The sequence below is a fragment of the Arthrobacter cupressi genome (assembly GCF_900099975.1).
Taxonomy (GTDB): Bacteria; Actinomycetota; Actinomycetes; order Actinomycetales; family Micrococcaceae; genus Arthrobacter; species Arthrobacter cupressi.
Map to the genome: position 1 here is coordinate 75,574 of NZ_FNEI01000016.1, position 17,861 is coordinate 93,434.

The 17,861-nt window shown below is 67.8% G+C and carries 15 protein-coding genes; 13 read left to right on the forward strand and 2 right to left on the reverse strand.

What is annotated here, in order from left to right; translation table 11 throughout:
* Window position 1: 1 nt before the first annotated feature.
* The 3 genes from BLP88_RS16190 (at window position 2) to BLP88_RS16200 (ending at window position 4,008) form a co-directional block, all read left to right on the forward strand.
* The gene (locus BLP88_RS16190; protein ID WP_074590885.1) at window positions 2-1,282 is read left to right on the forward strand and encodes an APC family permease; all 1,281 of its coding nucleotides are present in this window, start codon (window positions 2-4) and stop codon (window positions 1,280-1,282) included.
* 91 nt (window positions 1,283-1,373) lie between these two features.
* The gene (gene aspS / locus BLP88_RS16195; protein WP_139163427.1) at window positions 1,374-3,155 is read left to right on the forward strand and encodes an aspartate--tRNA ligase; all 1,782 of its coding nucleotides are present in this window, start codon (window positions 1,374-1,376) and stop codon (window positions 3,153-3,155) included.
* Window positions 3,156-3,225: 70 nt separating this feature from the next.
* Window positions 3,226-4,008, forward strand: coding sequence for a GNAT family N-acetyltransferase (locus BLP88_RS16200; RefSeq protein WP_139163428.1), 783 nt, complete (start codon window positions 3,226-3,228; stop codon window positions 4,006-4,008).
* 29 nt (window positions 4,009-4,037) lie between these two features.
* On the opposite strand, the gene BLP88_RS16205 is transcribed toward BLP88_RS16200, so the two are convergent.
* Together BLP88_RS16205 and BLP88_RS16210 are read right to left on the reverse strand one after the other, a co-directional pair.
* Window positions 4,038-6,323, reverse strand: a complete 2,286-nt coding sequence (locus BLP88_RS16205) for a sialidase family protein (RefSeq protein ID WP_074590891.1) — start codon at window positions 6,321-6,323, stop codon at window positions 4,038-4,040.
* A 120-nt stretch (window positions 6,324-6,443) separates the two neighbouring features.
* The gene (locus BLP88_RS16210; RefSeq protein WP_245679900.1) at window positions 6,444-7,130 is read right to left on the reverse strand and encodes an acVLRF1 family peptidyl-tRNA hydrolase; all 687 of its coding nucleotides are present in this window, start codon (window positions 7,128-7,130) and stop codon (window positions 6,444-6,446) included.
* A 127-nt stretch (window positions 7,131-7,257) separates the two neighbouring features.
* On the opposite strand from BLP88_RS16210, the gene BLP88_RS16215 reads away from it, so the two are divergent.
* The 10 genes from BLP88_RS16215 to BLP88_RS16260 all read left to right on the forward strand — a co-directional run.
* Entirely contained in the window at window positions 7,258-8,607 is a 1,350-nt protein-coding gene (locus BLP88_RS16215; protein WP_373366902.1) for a replication-associated recombination protein A, read from the forward strand.
* A gap of 217 nt (window positions 8,608-8,824) precedes the next feature.
* Complete coding sequence (rpsD, locus tag BLP88_RS16220; protein ID WP_074590894.1) at window positions 8,825-9,451, forward strand: 30S ribosomal protein S4; 627 nt, start codon at window positions 8,825-8,827, stop codon at window positions 9,449-9,451.
* Between the two features lie 144 nt (window positions 9,452-9,595).
* Window positions 9,596-9,970, forward strand: coding sequence for a DUF948 domain-containing protein (locus BLP88_RS16225; protein ID WP_074590896.1), 375 nt, complete (start codon window positions 9,596-9,598; stop codon window positions 9,968-9,970).
* A 39-nt stretch (window positions 9,971-10,009) separates the two neighbouring features.
* Window positions 10,010-10,222, forward strand: coding sequence for a hypothetical protein (locus BLP88_RS16230; protein WP_074590898.1), 213 nt, complete (start codon window positions 10,010-10,012; stop codon window positions 10,220-10,222).
* A gap of 109 nt (window positions 10,223-10,331) precedes the next feature.
* Window positions 10,332-13,010, forward strand: a complete 2,679-nt coding sequence (gene alaS / locus BLP88_RS16235) for an alanine--tRNA ligase (RefSeq protein WP_074590899.1) — start codon at window positions 10,332-10,334, stop codon at window positions 13,008-13,010.
* A gap of 41 nt (window positions 13,011-13,051) precedes the next feature.
* On the forward strand, window positions 13,052-13,627 hold the full coding sequence (gene ruvX, locus BLP88_RS16240; protein ID WP_245679901.1) for a Holliday junction resolvase RuvX: 576 nt from the start codon (window positions 13,052-13,054) through the stop codon (window positions 13,625-13,627).
* 463 nt (window positions 13,628-14,090) lie between these two features.
* Window positions 14,091-15,350, forward strand: coding sequence for an endolytic transglycosylase MltG (gene mltG, locus BLP88_RS16245; protein WP_308807141.1), 1,260 nt, complete (start codon window positions 14,091-14,093; stop codon window positions 15,348-15,350).
* Window positions 15,347-16,204: a shikimate dehydrogenase gene (locus BLP88_RS16250; protein ID WP_074590903.1), complete on the forward strand. Its 858-nt coding sequence runs from the start codon at window positions 15,347-15,349 to the stop codon at window positions 16,202-16,204. The genes mltG and BLP88_RS16250 overlap by 4 nt, the downstream gene beginning before the upstream one ends.
* A gap of 26 nt (window positions 16,205-16,230) precedes the next feature.
* On the forward strand, window positions 16,231-17,430 hold the full coding sequence (gene aroC / locus BLP88_RS16255; protein ID WP_074590905.1) for a chorismate synthase: 1,200 nt from the start codon (window positions 16,231-16,233) through the stop codon (window positions 17,428-17,430).
* A 41-nt stretch (window positions 17,431-17,471) separates the two neighbouring features.
* On the forward strand, window positions 17,472-17,861 hold a 390-nt coding region (locus BLP88_RS16260; protein ID WP_074590925.1), incomplete at its 3' end, for a shikimate kinase.

A 17,861-nucleotide genomic window follows, 5' to 3' on the forward strand; every position in this document is an offset into this window, starting at 1 on the left:
AATGGCAGACAACAAGGGCGGGGCCCTGGCCCGCAGGCTGGGCACCGTTGACGCCGTGACCATCGGCCTGGGGTCCATGATCGGCGCCGGGGTGTTTGCCGCCTTCACCCCGGCCGCGCAGTCTGCAGGCGCCGGGCTGCTCGCCGGGCTGCTGATCGCCGCCTTCGTGGCGTACTGCAATGCCACCTCCTCGGCCCAGCTCGCCGCGGCCTACCCGTCCTCCGGCGGCACCTATTTGTACGGGCGGCAGCAGCTCGGAGAGTGGCCGGGCTTCCTGGCCGGCTGGGGTTTCGTGATCGGCAAGACCGCCAGCAGCGCGGCCATGGCACTCACCTTCGCCGCCTACCTGGCACCTCCGGGCTGGGAGCGGCCCCTCGCCATCGCCGCAGTGCTTGGCCTGGCCGCCGTCAATTACCGCGGCGTGACCCGCACGGCCCGGCTCGCCCGGATCATCGTCGCCGCCGTGCTGCTGGTGCTGCTGCTGCTCGTGGCGGCCTGCATCGCCGGCGCGGCCGGTTCCCCGGGCGCGGGGTTGGGCCGGATGTTCGACGGCGGCCTGCTCACCGGGGGTTGGTACGGGATCCTCCAGTCGGCGGGCCTGCTGTTCTTCGCGTTCGCCGGCTACGCCCGGATCGCAACACTGGGCGAGGAGGTCATCAGGCCTGAGCGCACCATCCCGCGGGCGATCGGCATTTCCCTCGGCATCGCCGTGCTGGTGTATGTGGCCGTGGCCTCCGGCATCCTCGCGGTGCTCGGGCCCGGGGGAGTGGCCGGCACGGCCACTCCGCTGGCTTCCGCGGTCGCCGCCGGTCCCTGGGCCTGGCTTGTCCCGTTCGTGTCCGTCGCGGCCGCCCTCGCTGCACTCGGCGCCCTCCTCGCCCTGATCGCCGGCATCGGCCGCACCACGCTGGCCATGGCCCGCGATGCTGAACTACCGGTGTGGCTCGCCGCCGTCCACCCCCGCTTCAAGGTGCCGCACCGCGCGGAGGTGGTCCTCGCCGTCGTGGTCTGCCTGGTCATTGCGGTGGCGGACCTGCGCGGGGCGATCGGGTTCTCCTCTTTCGGCGTGCTGCTGTACTACCTCGTGGCAAATCTCGCCGCGTTCACCCAAAAGGGGGAACAGCGGCGCTATCCGAAGGCCCTGCAGGTCCTGGGGGCGCTGGCGTGCGTGCTGCTCGTGACGACACTTCCACCGTCGTCCCTGCTGGCCGGGGTGGCGGTGTTCGCCGCCGGAATCCTGTACCGGCTGGTTCGGCTGCGGCTCGTGGCCGCCCGTTCCTGAGCCCAGTGGCTGCCGGCCCGCATCCGGGCGGGTAAACTCAGACGGGATCGTTTCGCCACGATCGGCCAAAAATCATGCTGAAAGGAATGCTGTGCTGCGCACACATGACCTCGGATCGCTGCGTTCCGAGCACATTGGACAGACCGTTACCCTGGCAGGCTGGGTGGGCCGCCGCCGTGACCACGGTGGTGTGGCCTTCGTCGACCTGCGTGACGCTTCCGGTGTCGCCCAGGTGGTCGTCCGCGAGGAAGAGGTCTTCCACGGGCTCCGCAACGAGTACGTGCTGCAGGTCATCGGCACAGTCAACAAGCGCCCTGAAGGCAATGAGAACCCGGCACTGGCCACCGGTGAGATCGAGGTCATCGCCGAAAAGGTCGTGATCCTCAACACCTCGGACCCGCTGCCCTTCCAGATCGACGAGCACGTCGAGGTCGGGGAGGAAGCCCGCCTCAAGCACCGTTACCTGGACCTGCGCCGTCCCGGCCCGGCCCGTAACCTGCGCCTGCGTTCCGAAGCGAACCGTGTTGCCCGCGAGCTGCTGCACCAGCAGGGGTACGTGGAGATCGAAACCCCCACCCTGACGCGTTCGACGCCGGAAGGCGCCCGCGACTTCGTCGTCCCCGCCCGCCTGGCCCCGGGTTCCTGGTACGCACTGCCGCAGTCCCCGCAGCTCTTCAAGCAGCTGCTGCAGGTGGGCGGCTTCGAAAAGTACTACCAGATCGCCCGCTGCTACCGCGACGAGGACTTCCGTGCGGACCGCCAGCCGGAGTTCACCCAGCTGGACATCGAGGCGAGTTTCGTTGAGCAGGACGACATCATCGAACTCGGCGAAGCCCTGATCAAGGTGCTCTGGCAGCTGATCGACGTCGAGGTTCCCACCCCGATCCGCCGCATGACCTACTGGGACGCGATGGCCAAGTACGGTTCCGACAAGCCGGACCTGCGCTTCGGCCTCGAGCTGACGGAGCTGACCGAATTCTTCAAGGACACCAACTTCGGTGTCTTCAAGGCGCCCTACGTTGGTGCCGTCGTCATGCCCGGTGGCGCCTCGCAGCCCCGCCGCACCCTGGACGCCTGGCAGGAATGGGCCAAGCAGCGCGGCGCGAAGGGCCTGGCCTACGTGCTGTACAAGGAAGACGGCGAGCTCGCCGGCCCTGTGGCGAAGAACCTGACCGACACCGAGCGTGCCGGCCTGGCCGACGCCGTCGGCGCCAAGCCCGGCGACTGCATCTTCTTCGCCGCCGGCGAAGCGTCCCCGTCCCGTGCGCTGCTCGGCGCCGCCCGTGTGGAGATCGGCCACCGCACCGGCCTGATCGACCCCAAGGACTGGGCCTTCGTCTGGATCGTTGACGCCCCGATGTTCGAACCCGCCGCCCAGGCAACGGCTTCCGGTGACGTGGCCCTCGGCTACTCCGCCTGGACGGCCGTGCACCACGCCTTCACCTCGCCGAAGCCGGAGTTCCTGGACAACTTCGACGAGAACCCGGATGCCGCCCTGGCGTACGCCTACGACATCGTCTGCAACGGCAACGAGATCGGCGGCGGGTCCATCCGTATCCACCAGAGCGACATCCAGGAACGCGTCTTCAAGGTCATGGGCATCAGCCATGAAGAAGCCCAGGAGAAGTTCGGCTTCCTGCTCGAGGGCTTCAAGTACGGCGCGCCCCCGCACGGCGGCATCGCCCTCGGCTGGGACCGTGTTGTCTCGCTGCTGGCCGGCGTGGACTCGATCCGCGACGTCATCGCCTTCCCGAAGTCGGGCGGCGGCTTCGACCCGCTGACCGCCGCTCCGGCGCCCATCACGGCCCAGCAGCGCAAGGAAGCCGGCGTGGACTTCAAGCCTGAATCCAAGCCCGCACCCAAGGCGGAATAACGAACAATCCAAGGCTCCCCGCCCCGCATCCGCGGAACGGGGAGCCTTGGGTTTCTGCGGGGGAGTGTCGATGACAGCGGAGATGCGTGCGGTGGAAGCCGGGCTGCTTGAGGAACTGATGGACCGCGCCTGGCCGTCCCCTGTGCGCGAGGAACTGGACGGCTGGGTGATGCGCGCGGCGGGTGGTGTCACCCAGCGTGCCAACTCGGTGTGGCCGCGTGCCGGCGCAGCTGGTACAGCCGCGCTGAGCGCCGCGACCCTCTGGTACCGGCACCGGCGGTTGCCGCTGATCTTCCAGGTGTTCGACGGCCCGCGCAGCGCGGAGCTGAATGCCCTGCTCGACGCCGGGCGCTTCACCCGGCAATCGGAAACCCTCATCATGACGCGCACAGCGGCCGGCGCACCGGATGCGCCTGGCGGCGTCGAAATCTCCGCGGTGGCCTCGGCGGAATGGCTCAGCCTCTGGTGGTCCGTGGACGGCCGGGGCGGTGCGGCGGAACTGGAGATCGCCCGCGACATCCTCGCCGGCTGTCCTTCGCTTTACGCATTGGTGAGGGACGACGACGGCGAACCGGCCGCCGTCGGGCGCCTCGCCTTGCCCCCGGGTCCGGCAGCATGGGGCGGGCTGTACTGCATGGCGACCGGCACGGACCATCGCCGCAAGGGCTATGCCCGGAAGATCCTGGATGCGCTGCTCGCCGCCGGTGCTGCCGGGGGCGCCGGGAGCTTCTGGCTCATGGTGACGGCCGGCAACGCCCCGGCGCAGGCGCTGTATACCGGAGCGGGGTTCTCCGAACAGGGCAGGTACCTGTATCGCCAGGCGCCGCTGCAACGGGCCTTGTCCGGCTGCTGACACAGTCCGGCTGCTAGCAGGGGCACCGATCACCGCGGCACGTTGACGGTCAGGGCGAACTGCTCGCGGCTGTCCGGTTCTCCCGCGAATCCGCTGAGCAGAAGTTTGCCGTGCTGGACGGTGGCCGCATTGATGGCGACGCTGCCGTTGCCAAATGCCCCGTGTTTGAGCTCCTTGGCCTGGAATTCCTTGCCGTCGGGGCTGGTGTACAGGAACGGCTTTTGCTCCTGCGGTGTGCCCATTGTTCCGGTAACGGCGAATCCGTCACCGTTTTGGAGCAGATGGACCGGACCGTAGGCTTCCCTGCCGAGTGCCTCCGGCAGGGCGGTGCCCGATGTCCAGGTCTTGCCCTGGTCGGTGCTGCCATAGAGGACATACCGGCTTCCCTTGCCTTCCTGCTCCGCATAGACCAAGGCCACCGTCATGGTCCGGCCAACGGCCAGCCCGAGAACTTTGGAATCGGTAAAGCCTTTCACCTTGGCCAATGCCACGGGCGTCCATGACTTCGCATCGGCGGAGCGCCACACTACCGGGGCATTTTTGATGTCCTTTTCCATGAAGCCGCCCGCCAGGAAGGTCTTTCCGGGCGTTTCCATCAATACGTGGATGGCGCGGTCGTTATCCTCTTTGCCCGCAAAGGACGGCGCGTCAATACGCTTCCAGCTCCGGCCGTCTTTGGACATTGCCAGGCCCGCGCTCGTTGAAGATCCGTCCTCGTCCGCGTAGCTTCCGGCAACGAGGAATCCATGGACGGTGGACAAAGTGGATTCGACAGCCGCGTGGTCCACGCCGGCTTCGGCGCTGAAAATGTCTCCGCTGTGACCGCTCCACGCCCCGCCGGGTTTTCGGGACCAGATCAACGTGTCGCTGTTGTTCCAGGCGTCTTCCATGCCGGACATGATGTCGCCGTGAGGAGTACTGCTCATGCTGGTGAACATTTGCGTGGCACCGAGAGTCAGGACGGTGTGCCGGGAAAAGTCCTTTCCGTCAGTCGATTCCCACAGGGCGGTCTGACGGCCGATCGAACCGAGCGCGAACGTCTTGCCCTCAGCGGAGACAAAACGGGAAACTACGGGCGCACCGGGTGCGAGCGGTTGAAGCTGCGGGCTGCGCTCCTGCGCTGTTCCATTCCCGGAAAACAAGTAGATCCGCGGCCGGAATGTCCCATCGTCGCCGAAACTAGTGGCGAGTAGCGTGCCTTCCGGCACCTGTGCCGTATCTTCGGGATAGAGGAACTGTTCCCGGCCGATTTTGGGCAGGGCCGTTTCCTTCCAGCCCCCCGCAGTTGCGCGCTGCAGAAATTTGTATTCCGCTCCTCCGCCATTGCCGGCCACGGTAAGCATGCCCTGCCGGTTTGGCGCAGCTGATCGTCCAAAAACCCAGGGGAAGTCGTCCTCGCCGTCCGCCCACGAGGTATCAAGCGCAACGTTCCATTTGCCCTTGGACGCCCCGCCGGGCGCCCATGACGCGTCCAATCCCCGAGCGGTTTGGCCAGGCCATGAGTCTTCAGGCCAACCGAAGCCAAGGAACCGGAAGGCTTTGCCGTCCCAGGAAACCGAGCGGAAGCCGCTGTTTCGCGGGGCCGCTTTTGAAGCGTCGGGGCTGATGTCGCGCCAGGTTGTTCCGCCATCACCCGAGGCGAAGGCCCTTGCGCGGATTTTCCCGCCCGGCCCGTCTGTTTGCCCGCCCAAGACAAGAGTCGAAGCACTGGCCGCGGCTGCGTAGATGGATGTGTCTTCGGTGCCGGGGAGGCCTTTCGGCGTAATCGATGTCCAACCCGATCCATCGCCGCTTCGATGAATCGTAATGCGTGACTTCTTGGCGGTCACCACGGTCCACGCATTCCTGGTCCAAAGCGCGCCAAGTTTCGTGCTACCTTGCGGCAGCTCCAACGCACCCCCGGTCTTGCTGAAAGCGCGTCCGTCCTTGCTCGAATAGCCGCGCAGTCGATTGTCCTCGGGTATCAGGGCAAGCCATTGGCCGTTTCCACGAATGAAGGCGTAGGGACGCGAGTTGAGTTCCTTGCCGTCAAACAGGGCCGGCACCCAAGTCCGGCCTGCGTCGGAGGAGTTCCACACCAGACGCCGTGCGCCACCCGCGTCGCGGCCCCCGGCGGCAAGCATCACGTTCGTCCCGTCGCTCTTGAGCACATCGGTGCCCATGCGCAGGAACGGGGTCTTTGCTGCGTCCGAGTCCATGCCGCTGGTGTTGAATTCCAGGCGGCTCGGATCCTTGAACAATCCATCGGTGCACCCCGTGGCTGTTAGCAGCAGCAGGACCGCCAGGACGGCAAATGGGCGCTGTGTGGTCTTCATCGTGTTCCCCCAAGACTGATGGGGACGCACCGTCCCCGGCTTCCTGAAGTCTAGGCAGCAGCAGGCAGGGCCCGCCCGGGGAAGTTGCCGGCTTGTGGATAACTCCGCCGAAAACCAGATCTACACGGGGTCGGTGACCACAATCCGGAGCGAGCAGGCATCGGCTGCCGCCCTGCGGAGCACTGTTGCGTTGGGGTCCGGCACGGCCATGAACGGCAGTTTGCTCCGCTGTGCATACCCGCGCAGCGCGGGATCGGCGAAGACGGCAGCGGCCAGGGCGGCGTCACCGCCGGGCAGGAGGTATTCGACGGCGTGGCCCGCGAAAACAGCTTCGGCGTGCGTGGCTACGGCAGACGTCAGGGCGTCGGCCTGGTTCTCCCGACGCCGCGCAAAGCGCTGCTGCGAACTGCCGCCGGCCGCGGAGCGGGATTGCACGTAGCGGCTGCCGGTTTTGGATGCGAGGAGCTTTCCGCCGCTGGCGACGCCCACCGCAAACCCGCCGCGCCGCACGAGGATGAGGCCGATCTTCCGCTCCTGCGACGCCAGGGAGACCAGGCGCTGGACGCCGTCGGCGCCTCGCCCGGGCCGCCCGTCGTCGGGCCAGGGCGCCCGGAGCAGCGCGGTGGCGCCGTCGGACGCGCGCAGCAGCAGGCCGCCGTCGTGCGGTTCCTCCCGGACCTCGCCGTGGCTGGCGGCGAAACGCTCCACCCAGCCGGCGAACCTGGCCGCCGGAACGACGGCGGTCCTTGACTGTGCCGCCGGGGAGCGGGCGCTGTCCATCGCGATGCCTCCTTCGCCGGAATCCATGAGTAGCCTAGTCCGTGTGGAAGATCTCTTTGGTTCCGGCGCCGACAGCGTGGACGACACCGGCAGCCGCTTCACGGACCATGACACGAACGACAGCGGCCGGCAAGCCCCGCCGCTGGCCGTCCGCATGCGCCCGAAGAATCTCGACGAAGTGGTCGGCCAGCAGCACCTGCTGGGCCAAGGATCGCCGCTGCGGCAACTCGCCGCGGGTGCCGAGGCGGCCGGCCCTGCGGGGCCAAGCTCGGTGCTGCTTTGGGGGCCTCCCGGCACCGGCAAGACGACGCTCGCGCACGTGATTGCCCGCGGCCCCGGCCGGAAGTTCGTGGAGCTTTCCGCCATTACGGCCGGTGTGCGGGACGTTCGGCGGGTGATGGACGAGGCGCTGACCGCACGGGACCTGTACAAGACCACCACCGTGCTCTTCCTGGACGAGATCCACCGCTTCAACAAGGCCCAGCAGGACGCGCTGCTGCCCGGCGTCGAGAACCGCTGGGTGGTGCTGGTGGCCGCGACCACCGAGAACCCGTCCTTCTCCGTGGTCTCGCCGCTGCTGTCGAGGTCGCTGCTGCTGACCCTTAAACCGCTCACCGACCAGGACATCGAGGGGCTGCTCCTGCGCGCCGTCAGCGATCCGCGCGGCCTCGGCGGCACCGTGGAACTCAGCCCCGACGCGCTCGAGCACCTCGTCCGCCTCTCGGCCGGGGACGCCCGGCGCGCCCTGACCGCGCTCGAGGCGGCCGCCGGCGTCGCCTTCGGTGACAAGCACGACCACCCGGTGCCCGCCGCTGAGGGAACGGACGACGACGGCGGCAGTGCGGCGGGCGCCGGCGGGCAGGCCCCGCTCGTTGTCGAGCTCCGGCACACCGAACGGGCGCTGGATTCGGCGGCGGTGCGGTACGACCGGGCGGGGGACCAGCACTACGACGTGGCCAGCGCGTTCATCAAGTCCATCCGCGGTTCGGACGTCGACGCTGCCCTGCACTATCTGGCGCGGATGCTGGAAGCAGGCGAGGATCCGCGCTTCATCGCCCGACGCATCGTGATCTCCGCGGCCGAAGACATCGGTATGGCCGACCCGACGGCGCTGCAGACGGCGGTCGCCGCGGCACAGGCTGTCCAGCTCATCGGCATGCCCGAAGGCCGGATCATCCTCGCCGAAGCGGTGGTCCACCTGGCCACCGCGCCCAAATCCAACGCCGCCTATATGGGCATCAACGCGGCCATCGCCGATGTCCGGGCCGGCCTCGGCAGCGGGATCCCGATGCACCTGCGCGACGCCCACTACCAAGGGGCGAAGGGCCTGGGCCACGGCCAGGGCTACAAGTATGCCCACGACGCCCCGCACGGGGTGGCCAGCCAGCAGTATCCGCCGGACGATCTGGTGGGCAAGGACTACTACCAGCCCACCGCGAACGGTGCCGAGCGGGAGATCGCGCCACGGCTTGAGCGGCTGCGGAAGATCATCCGGGGAAAGTAGCCGCGCGCTCGGGTGCCCGCGCGCAAGCCGGGCGGCCGCCGTCGCCGCGGGATGCTAGGATGGATGTTTGTCTGGCATGGTCCGGGCGCAACCTCCTTCGAAGAATTCTTTGACGGTGCTGTGCCGCGGAGCAGCAGCAAAAGGCAGCGGTTGGCCGATGCTCTCCCACCTGGAGGCCAGTTACTTCAACACACCGCAGTAATTTGGAAGGACACAAGTGGCTAACAACACTCGTGCTCGCCGTACCGCACGCCTTTCGCGTTCGCTCGGCATCGCCCTGACTCCCAAGGCCGCCAAGTACATGGAACGCCGTCCCTACGGCCCCGGTGAACACGGCCGCGCCCGCAAGAAGCAGGACTCCGACTACGCCGTTCGTCTGCGCGAAAAGCAGCGTCTGCGCGCCCAGTACGGCATCCGTGAAGCCCAGATGACCCGTGCCTTCGAAGAAGCACGCCGCACCAAGGGCCTGACCGGTGAAAACCTGATCGAACTGCTCGAGATGCGTCTTGACGCCCTCGTGCTGCGCGCCGGTTTCGCCCGTACGATCGCCCAGGCCCGCCAGCTGGTTGTGCACCGCCACATCCTGGTTGACGGCGTCCGCGTGGACCGTCCGTCGTTCCGCGTTTCCGAAGGCCAGCTCGTCCACGTCCACAGCCGCAGCGAAACCATGGCCCCGTTCCAGGTTGCTGCAGCAGGTGCGCACCGCGACGTTCTGCCCCAGGTTCCGGCCTACCTGGACGTCAAGCTTGACGCCCTCCAGGCCCGCCTGGTTCGCCGCCCGAAGCGCTCTGAGGTCCCCGTGACCTGCGAAGAGCAGCTCGTCGTCGAATTCTACGCACGCTAAATTCCAGCGAACGTATACAAAGAAGCCCGTGGCACGCGCCGCGGGCTTCTTTGTATGTAAGGTACTTGGGGGAGACCAGCGGCCCGGCCGCGGAATATTCCGCCGCAGGCCCGCGAAACACGCGAAACAAGGAGATGAGAGAACATGACTGGTGGCGATATCGCAGGACTGATCGCGGCCGGGGTTTTCGCGCTCCTTGTCCTGCTGCTGGCCGTGCCGATCCTCAAGCTCGGACGCGTCTTCGACGAAGTCCGCACCTCCATCCGCAGCATCAGTGACGGCGCCACCCCGTTGATGGACGAAGTGACGGCGACCGTCTCCACCACGAACCAGCAGTTGAAGAAGGTCGACGGCATCGCTTCCAACGTCTCGGACGCGTCGGCCAACATTTCGGCACTCTCCTCCCTGGTCGCAGCGACGCTCGGCTCCCCGCTCATCAAAGTCGCGGCCTTCAGCTACGGCGTCCGCTCAGCGTTCACGTCCCGCCGCAAGCCCTCCTCCGGCCGCCGCAGCCGCTGAACTCCATAAGTCAGGAACATTGTGAAAAGAATCGTCTGGATGGGAATCGGGGTGGCGATCGGTGTGATCGCCTTCCGCAAAATCAGTGAAGCCAAGTCCGGGCTCGGAGCTGAAGGCCTCAACCGCGCCGTGGCGAGGCTGGCCGACGGCGTGTACGACTTTGCGGATGCCGTGCGGGCGGGAATGGGTGAACGCGAAAGCGAGCTCCGTGCCGCGCTGGGGCTGGAAGACGACGGCGCCGCCCGCCGCTAGCCGCCGCGGTTCGCCCTACCGTCAACAACAGGGCAGAATTGGAAGCTGCGGGAACGGCATCTGCCGCCCGCGCATTGAGTCAGGTTTCAGAAGGGTAAGTAATCAGCTAATGAAGTCGCAGGAGATCACCAAGCGCTGGGTGGACTTTTTTGTCAGCAAGGGCCACACCGCCGTTCCTTCGGCGTCGCTCGTGTCCAGCGACCCCTCGCTGCTCTTCACCGTGGCCGGCATGGTGCCCTTCATCCCGTACCTGACCGCACGCGAAGAGCCCGCGTTCACCCGTGCCACGAGCGTCCAGAAGTGCATCCGCACCGGCGACATCGAAGAAGTGGGCAAGACGGCCCGCCACGGCACCTTCTTCCAGATGTGCGGAAACTTCTCCTTCGGCGATTACTTCAAGGAAGACGCCATCAAGTTCGCCTTCGAACTGCTCACCAAGAGCGTCGACGACGGCGGCTACGGCCTGCCTGCCGAACGCCTCTGGGTGACCGTGTACGAAGAGGACGACGAAGCCAAGGAACTGTGGCTGAAGAACACCGGCATCCCGGCCGAGCGCATCCAGCGCATGGGCAAGGCGGACAACTACTGGTCCACCGGCCAGCCCGGCCCCGCCGGCCCGTGCTCGGAGATCTACTACGACCGCGGCCCCGCGTACGGTATTGAAGGCGGCCCCCTCGCGGACGAGACCCGCTACATCGAAATCTGGAACCTCGTGTTCATGCAGTACCAGATCGAGAACGTCCGCTCCAAGGTGGACTTCGACATCGTCGGTGAGCTGCCCAAGAAGAACATCGACACCGGCCTGGGCATGGAACGCCTTGCCATGATCCTGCAGGGTGTCGAAAACATGTACGAGACCGACCAGGTGCGCCCGGTCATCGACAAGGCCGCGGAGCTCTCCGGCAAGGAATACACCTCCGCAGAGTCCGACGACGACCCGCACCACACCGACGACGTGCGCATGCGCGTGGTGGCCGACCACATCCGCTCCGCCCTCATGCTGATCTCCGACGGCGTGGTCCCCTCCAACGAGGGCCGCGGCTACGTACTGCGCCGCCTGATCCGCCGCGCCGTGCGGGCCATGCGCCTGCTCGGCGTCGAAAAGGCCTGCCTGCCCGAACTGCTGCCCGCCTCCCGCGACGCCATGAAGGGCGTCTACCCGGTGGTGGAGACCGACTTCGAGCGCATCAGCCGCATCGCCTACGCCGAGGAAAAGGCCTTCCTGCGCACCATCGCCTCCGGCACCGCACGCCTCGAGGAGGCCGTCGTCGCCTCCAAGGCCGCCGGCACCCCGCTCTCCGGGGAGGACGCCTTCACCCTGCACGACACCTACGGCTTCCCGATCGACCTCACCCTCGAAATGGCCGAAGAAGCCGGGCTCAAGGTCGACGAAGCCGGCTTCCGCGGCTTGATGCTCGAACAGCGGCAGCGCGCCCAGGCAGACGCCAAGGCCAAGAAGGGCGGCCACGCCGACGTCGCCGTGTTCCAGGAACTGCTGGCCGAGGGCGCCACTGTCTTCACCGGCTACGGTGAACTGGAAAGTGAATCCCGCGTCCGCGGCATCGTCAGCGACGGCAAGCGCCTCGCCCACGCCTCCACCGGCGACGAAATCGAGCTTGTCCTCGCCGAGACCCCGTTCTACGCCGAGGCCGGCGGCCAGTCTGCCGACCAGGGCCTCATCACCGGCGACGGCTTCGTCGTCGAGGTCCTCGACGTGCAGCGCCCGGTCAAGGGCCTGAGCGTGCACAAGGCGATCGTCCGTGAAGGCGAGATCGCCGAAGCCTCGCTGGTGCGCGCCGCCGTCAACCGCGAACGCCGCCACGCCGCCGAGCAGGCCCACACGGGCACGCACATCGTGCACGCTGCCCTGCACCAGATCCTCGGCCCGGAAGCCACCCAGCGCGGCTCCTTCAACAAGGCCGGCTACCTGCGCTTCGACTTCGCCTGGGGCGAAGGCCTCAGCCCCGCCACGAAGTCCGAGATCGAAGAAGTCGCGAACATCGCGATCCGCAACAACTTCAGCGTGGACACGAAGGTCATGGGCCTGGCCGAAGCCAAGGCACTTGGCGCGATGGCCCTGTTCGGTGAGAACTACGGCAGCGAGGTGCGCGTTGTCGAGATCGACGGCGCCTGGTCCCGCGAACTCTGCGGCGGCACGCACGTGTCCAACACCTCCCTGATCGGCAGCCTGTCCCTGCTGGGCGAGCAGTCGGTGGGTTCCGGAAACCGCCGCGTGGAGGCTTTCGTCGGCCTTGACGCCTTCCGCCACCTCGCCGCCGAGCGCGCCCTGGTCACCGAGCTGACCGAAATGCTGAAGGTTCCGTCCGGCCAGCTGGCAGACCGGATCTCGGCCACCCTGAACAAGCTCAAGGCCACCGAGAAGGAACTCGACCGCCTCCGCAAGGAACAGCTGGCCGCCCAGGCCGCCAACCTGCTCGGCAGCGCCCGGGACGCTGCTGGCGTGCGCGTCATCGCGCACGACGCCGGCCAGGTCGGGGGAGCGGACGATCTCCGCGGCCTCGCGATGGACCTGCGCAACCGCCTCGGCTCGGAAGCTTCCACCGTTGCGGTGGCCGGCGTCAGCAATGACCGCCCGGTCATCATCGTGGCCACCAACGATGCCGCCCGTGCCGCCGGCGTGAAAGCCGGCGCGCTGGTGCGCGTCGCTGCCGGCATCCTCGGCGGCGGCGGCGGCGGCAAGGACGATGTCGCCCAGGGCGGCGGTACTGACGCAGCCAAGGTCGGAGCCGCTCTCGCCGCGGTCGTGGACGCGATCGCCACGCGGTGATTCCGGACTCCAAGCCGGACACCGGCACGTACCCCCGGGGCGTGAAGCTGGGGGTCGACGTCGGAACCGTCCGGGTCGGGCTTTCGGCCTGCGACCCGGACGGCATCCTGGCCAGCCCGGTCCGGACCCTGAAGCGGGACGCGAAGAGGAATTCCGACGTCGGCGTCATCGTCCGGCAGGCGGCCGAACGTGGCGCCGTGCAGATTTTCGTCGGGCTTCCGCGGACGCTGAGGGGTCAGGAAGGGCCATCCGCCGTAATGGCTGGCGAGTACGCGTCATTGCTTGTGGAGGCCCTTCACGACGCCGGACTGGATATTCCCGTCAACCTCATCGACGAACGCCTCAGCACGGTTTCGGCGCACCGGAACCTCCATGATGCTGGATTGAGCAGCAAGGAACACCGTAAAGTGGTGGATCAGCTTGCCGCGGCCGGAATTCTCCAGCACGCCATCGAGATGCAGAAATCCAGGGGACAGGATGTTGGCAGGCGCGTGCCCGCGCCTGCGCCGGTAGAGATGTCCGCTCGGCCCGGGGGAGCCGGCACGGACGATACCGGTCCAGCAAGTGAGACAGATTCCCATCGAGCGGAAGGCAATCGTGAGCCCGGTCAATCATGACCCCTCCGGTGAAACACCCGAGCCCGCCGGACGTCCCCTAACACGCCGGGAACTGCGTGCCAGGGAGCGCTTCCTGGAAACACAGCAGCAGTTGCTGGTTCCCTATCCTGGCCCGGTCCCGGACGCCTCCGACACGCCGGCCCGGGAAGTCCCCGACGCGGCCGACCTGCCGTTTGGCGTTTCTGACACCGCTGAGCGCCCGGAGTTGGTCGCGCCGAGCGAGTCGGTTCCGCCGGCTGAACCGGCTCTGCCTTCTGAGCCGGAATTGCCTTCTGAACCCGAAGCGCCAGCGGAGCCGGACGTGCACGCCGGGCCTGCAAGTCACGCTGAGCCCCTCGAAACCAGTGAGCCTGTTGGCCTTGCGGAACATGCAGGGCTCACGGAGCCCGCGCAGCACGACGAACACCCGGCAACCGCCGTGCACCCGGTAACCGCGGGGCATCCGGAGCTTTCCGATGAGACTGTGTCGCAGGACCACCCCGACTTCGAGCACCACGGCGCCCACACGGCGGACCCCACCTACACGTTTGCGGCCGCGCACGGTCACCACGAGGAAACCCACCACGCCGCCGGTTACGGCGGGCTCCACGAAGAAACCCACCACGACGACGACTACCATGAGCCGCACCCGGTCCTGGCCGCCGTCGACACCCGCCCCCAGCCCTCCAAGAAGGTCCGGCGCCGGCGCCGCGGCCTCGCGCTGTTCCTGACCTTCGCGGTCTTCGTCGCTGCTGTGGCCCTTGGCGCGCAGCTCCTCAAACCCCTGCTCGGCATGGACCGCCTCAAGGACTACCCCGGTCCCGGGACCGGTACGGTTTCGGTGACGGTGATGCCGGGCGCCGGGCCGAAGCAGGTTGCGGATCAGCTCCAAAGCGAGGGCGTGGTGGCGGATTCATCCTCCTTCCTGGAGGCGTTCTCCGCCTCCGGTGGTGAACTTTCGCCCGGCGATTTCACCTTCCGCAAGGAAATGAAGAACTCGGACGCCGTGGCGGTCCTCGTGGACAAAGGGGCCGGCGTTATCTACTTCGCCCTGAGCGCGGGCCTGCGCATCAACGAGTCGCTGGACGCCATCGCACAAGGCTCGGGCATCCCGGTGGACCAGCTCAAGGCCTTGAGCGACAGCCCGGCACAGTTCGGGGTACCGGGCAAGGCGAAGAACCTCGAGGGCTTCCTGGCCCCCGGAGAGTACCGCTTCCCGTTGGGGACCAGCGCCAAGGACATCCTGCAGAAGCTCGTCAAGGGCACTATGGACGAGCTCAAGGCTCAGGGAATCACGGACCCCACCAAGCAGTACCAGGCCATCATCGTGGCAAGCATCGTGCAGGCCGAGGGCGGCCAGGCCGACTACCGGAACGTCGCGGGCGCCATCTACAACAGGCTCAAGCCCAGCAACAAGGAAACTAACGGCCTGATCCAGTCCGACGCCACGGTCACCTACGGCCTGGGCACCAAGACCTTCCACCTCACGGATGAGCAGAAGGCGGACAAGGGCAACCCGTACAACACCTACGCCATCGCCGGGCTCCCGGTCGGGCCCATCGGTTCGCCCGGTAAGACTGCCATCGACGCCGCTGCCAAGCCCGCCGCGAACAACTATCTCTACTGGGTGACCATCAACCTGGACACCAAGGAGACGAAGTTCTCCAGCACGCTGGCCGAGCACAACAAGTACGTGGCGCTGTACACCGCGTGGTGCACCGACAACCCCGGGCGGTGCGTGTGAGCCGCCGCGCCGCAGTCCTGGGACACCCGATCGGCCATTCCAAGTCCCCGGCCCTGCACCGCGCCGCCTACGCGCAGCTCGGAGCGGACATCAGCTACACCGCCATCGACGTGACCGTCGAGCAACTGCCCGGCTTCATGGCCGGCGTCGCCGAACAGCCGGAATGGTGCGGCCTGTCCGTGACCATGCCGCTGAAGTCGGCCATGGTGGCCGAGGTGGACGAAGTCCGGGGCGCCGGAGCTCACCTCGGCGTCATCAACACCGTGGCGTTCGAGAACGACGGCGGGATTCCCCGCCGCGTGGGCTACAACACCGACGTCGCCGGCATTGTCGGCGCGGTCGGCTACGCCGGTGCCGCCGAGCGGCCGGACGCCGTCGTGCTCGGCGGCGGCGGTACCTCCGCGGCCGCGATCGCGGCGCTCCGCGAACTCGGCTGCGACAGTGCCCGGATCTATGTGCGCGACGCCGGACGGGCGGGCGAAGCGGTGAAGGCCGCCGACGCCGTCGGGCTGGCCATCGAACTGCTCCCCATGGAGCGTGCCGCCGAAGGCATCGCCGCGGCGGGGCTGGTGGTTTCCACCCTGCCGCCGCGGGCGGCCGACGGGATCGCCGACGGACTGGCCGGACCCGGCGTGGAAGGGGGCGGCGGGGTCCTGCTGGACGTCGCCTACGACCCCTGGCCCAGCCGGATCGCCGAAGTATGGCAGCGGCGCGGGGGAGCGGTGGTCCCCGGCCTGGAGATGCTCCTCTACCAGGCCGTGGAGCAGATCAAACTGTTCACCGGACGCGACGTCGGCGCCGATGTCATAGATGTGATGTGCGACTCAGTCGGGCTTCCCCGACGGGTCTACTAACCCCCTTACATGGCAGGATTGGATATATGTTGCGTTGGTTGACTGCCGGAGAATCCCATGGCCCGGCACTGCTCGGAATTGTTGAAGGCGTCCCCGCCGGTGTGGAACTCGCCAGTGATGACTTGCGCGAGGCCCTGGCCCGCCGCCGTCTCGGCTACGGCCGCGGCGCCCGCATGAAGTTCGAGCAGGACGAGGTCAGCATCCTCGGCGGTGTCCGCCATGGTGTCACCCAGGGCGGACCCGTGGCGATTCAGATCGGCAACACGGAATGGCCCAAGTGGGAGCAGATCATGTCCGCCGATCCGGTGGACCCGGAACTCCTTGCCGACCAGGCACGCAACGCCCCGCTGACCCGCCCGCGCCCCGGCCACGCCGACTTCACCGGCATGCAAAAGTACGGCTTCGACGAGGCCCGTCCCGTCCTGGAACGCGCCAGCGCCCGCGAAACGGCCACCCGCGTTGCCCTGGGCACCGTCGCCGCACGTTTCCTCAAGCAGCTTGGCATCGAACTCGTCAGCCACACCGTGTCCATCGCCAGTGTCTCGGTCCCGGAAGGCCGGCCCTTGCCGTTGCCGTCCGACGTCCTGGCCCTGGACGCGGACCCGCTGCGCTGTTTCGACCGTGAAACCTCGGACGCCATGGTGGCCGAGGTGGACGCGGCGCACAAGGAAGGCGAAACCCTCGGCGGCGTCGTCGAAGTCCTCGCCTACGGCCTGCCGCCCGGACTGGGCAGCTACGTGCACTGGGACCGCCGCCTCGACGCCCGCCTCGCTGCCGCCCTCATGGGCATCCAGGCCATCAAGGGCGTGGAAGTCGGCGACGGTTTCCGTACCGCGGCCCGCCGCGGATCTGCCGCCCACGACGAGATCGTCCGTGACGAGGACGGCCGGATCATCCGCAAGACCAACCGCGCCGGCGGCGTCGAAGGCGGCATGAGCATCGGCGAGGTACTCCGCGTCCGCGCCGCCATGAAGCCCATCGCCACGGTGCCGCGCGCCCTGAAGACTATCGACGTGCGCACCGGCGAACCCGCGAAGGCCCACCACCAGCGCTCGGACGTCTGTGCCGTGCCCGCCGCCGGGGTCGTCGCCGAGGCGATGGTTGCCCTGGTACTGGCCGAAGCCGTTACCGAGAAGTTCGGCGGCGACTCCGTGGCCGAGACCGCCCGCAACCTCAAGGGCTACCTGGAGAGCATCCCGGCGACCCTGGACACGGTTGGCAACTAGTGGTCGGCGGTAATACCGGCGGCTGGCCGGTGATCGTGCTGATGGGTCCGATGGCGGTGGGCAAGTCCGTCATCGGCCAGCAGCTCGCACAGCACCTGGGCCTGCCGTTCATCGACACCGACGCCGTCATCGTCGAACATCACGGCGCGATCGCCGACATCTTCGCCGGCCGCGGCGAGCACGCGTTCCGCGAAATCGAGGCACGCACGGTGGCGCGCGCCGTCGACGGTTCCCGGGACGGCGGTGCCGTCATCTCGCTCGGCGGCGGAGCGGTCCTCGACTCCGGCACGCAGCAGTTGCTCGGCGGGTGCACCACCGTCTACCTGGAGTGCGACGCCGACACGGTGGCCGAGCGCATCGCCCGGAACAGCGCCCGCCCGCTGCTCGCCGGTGACGCGATGGCCCGCTGGGAGACCCTGTTCGCGGCGCGG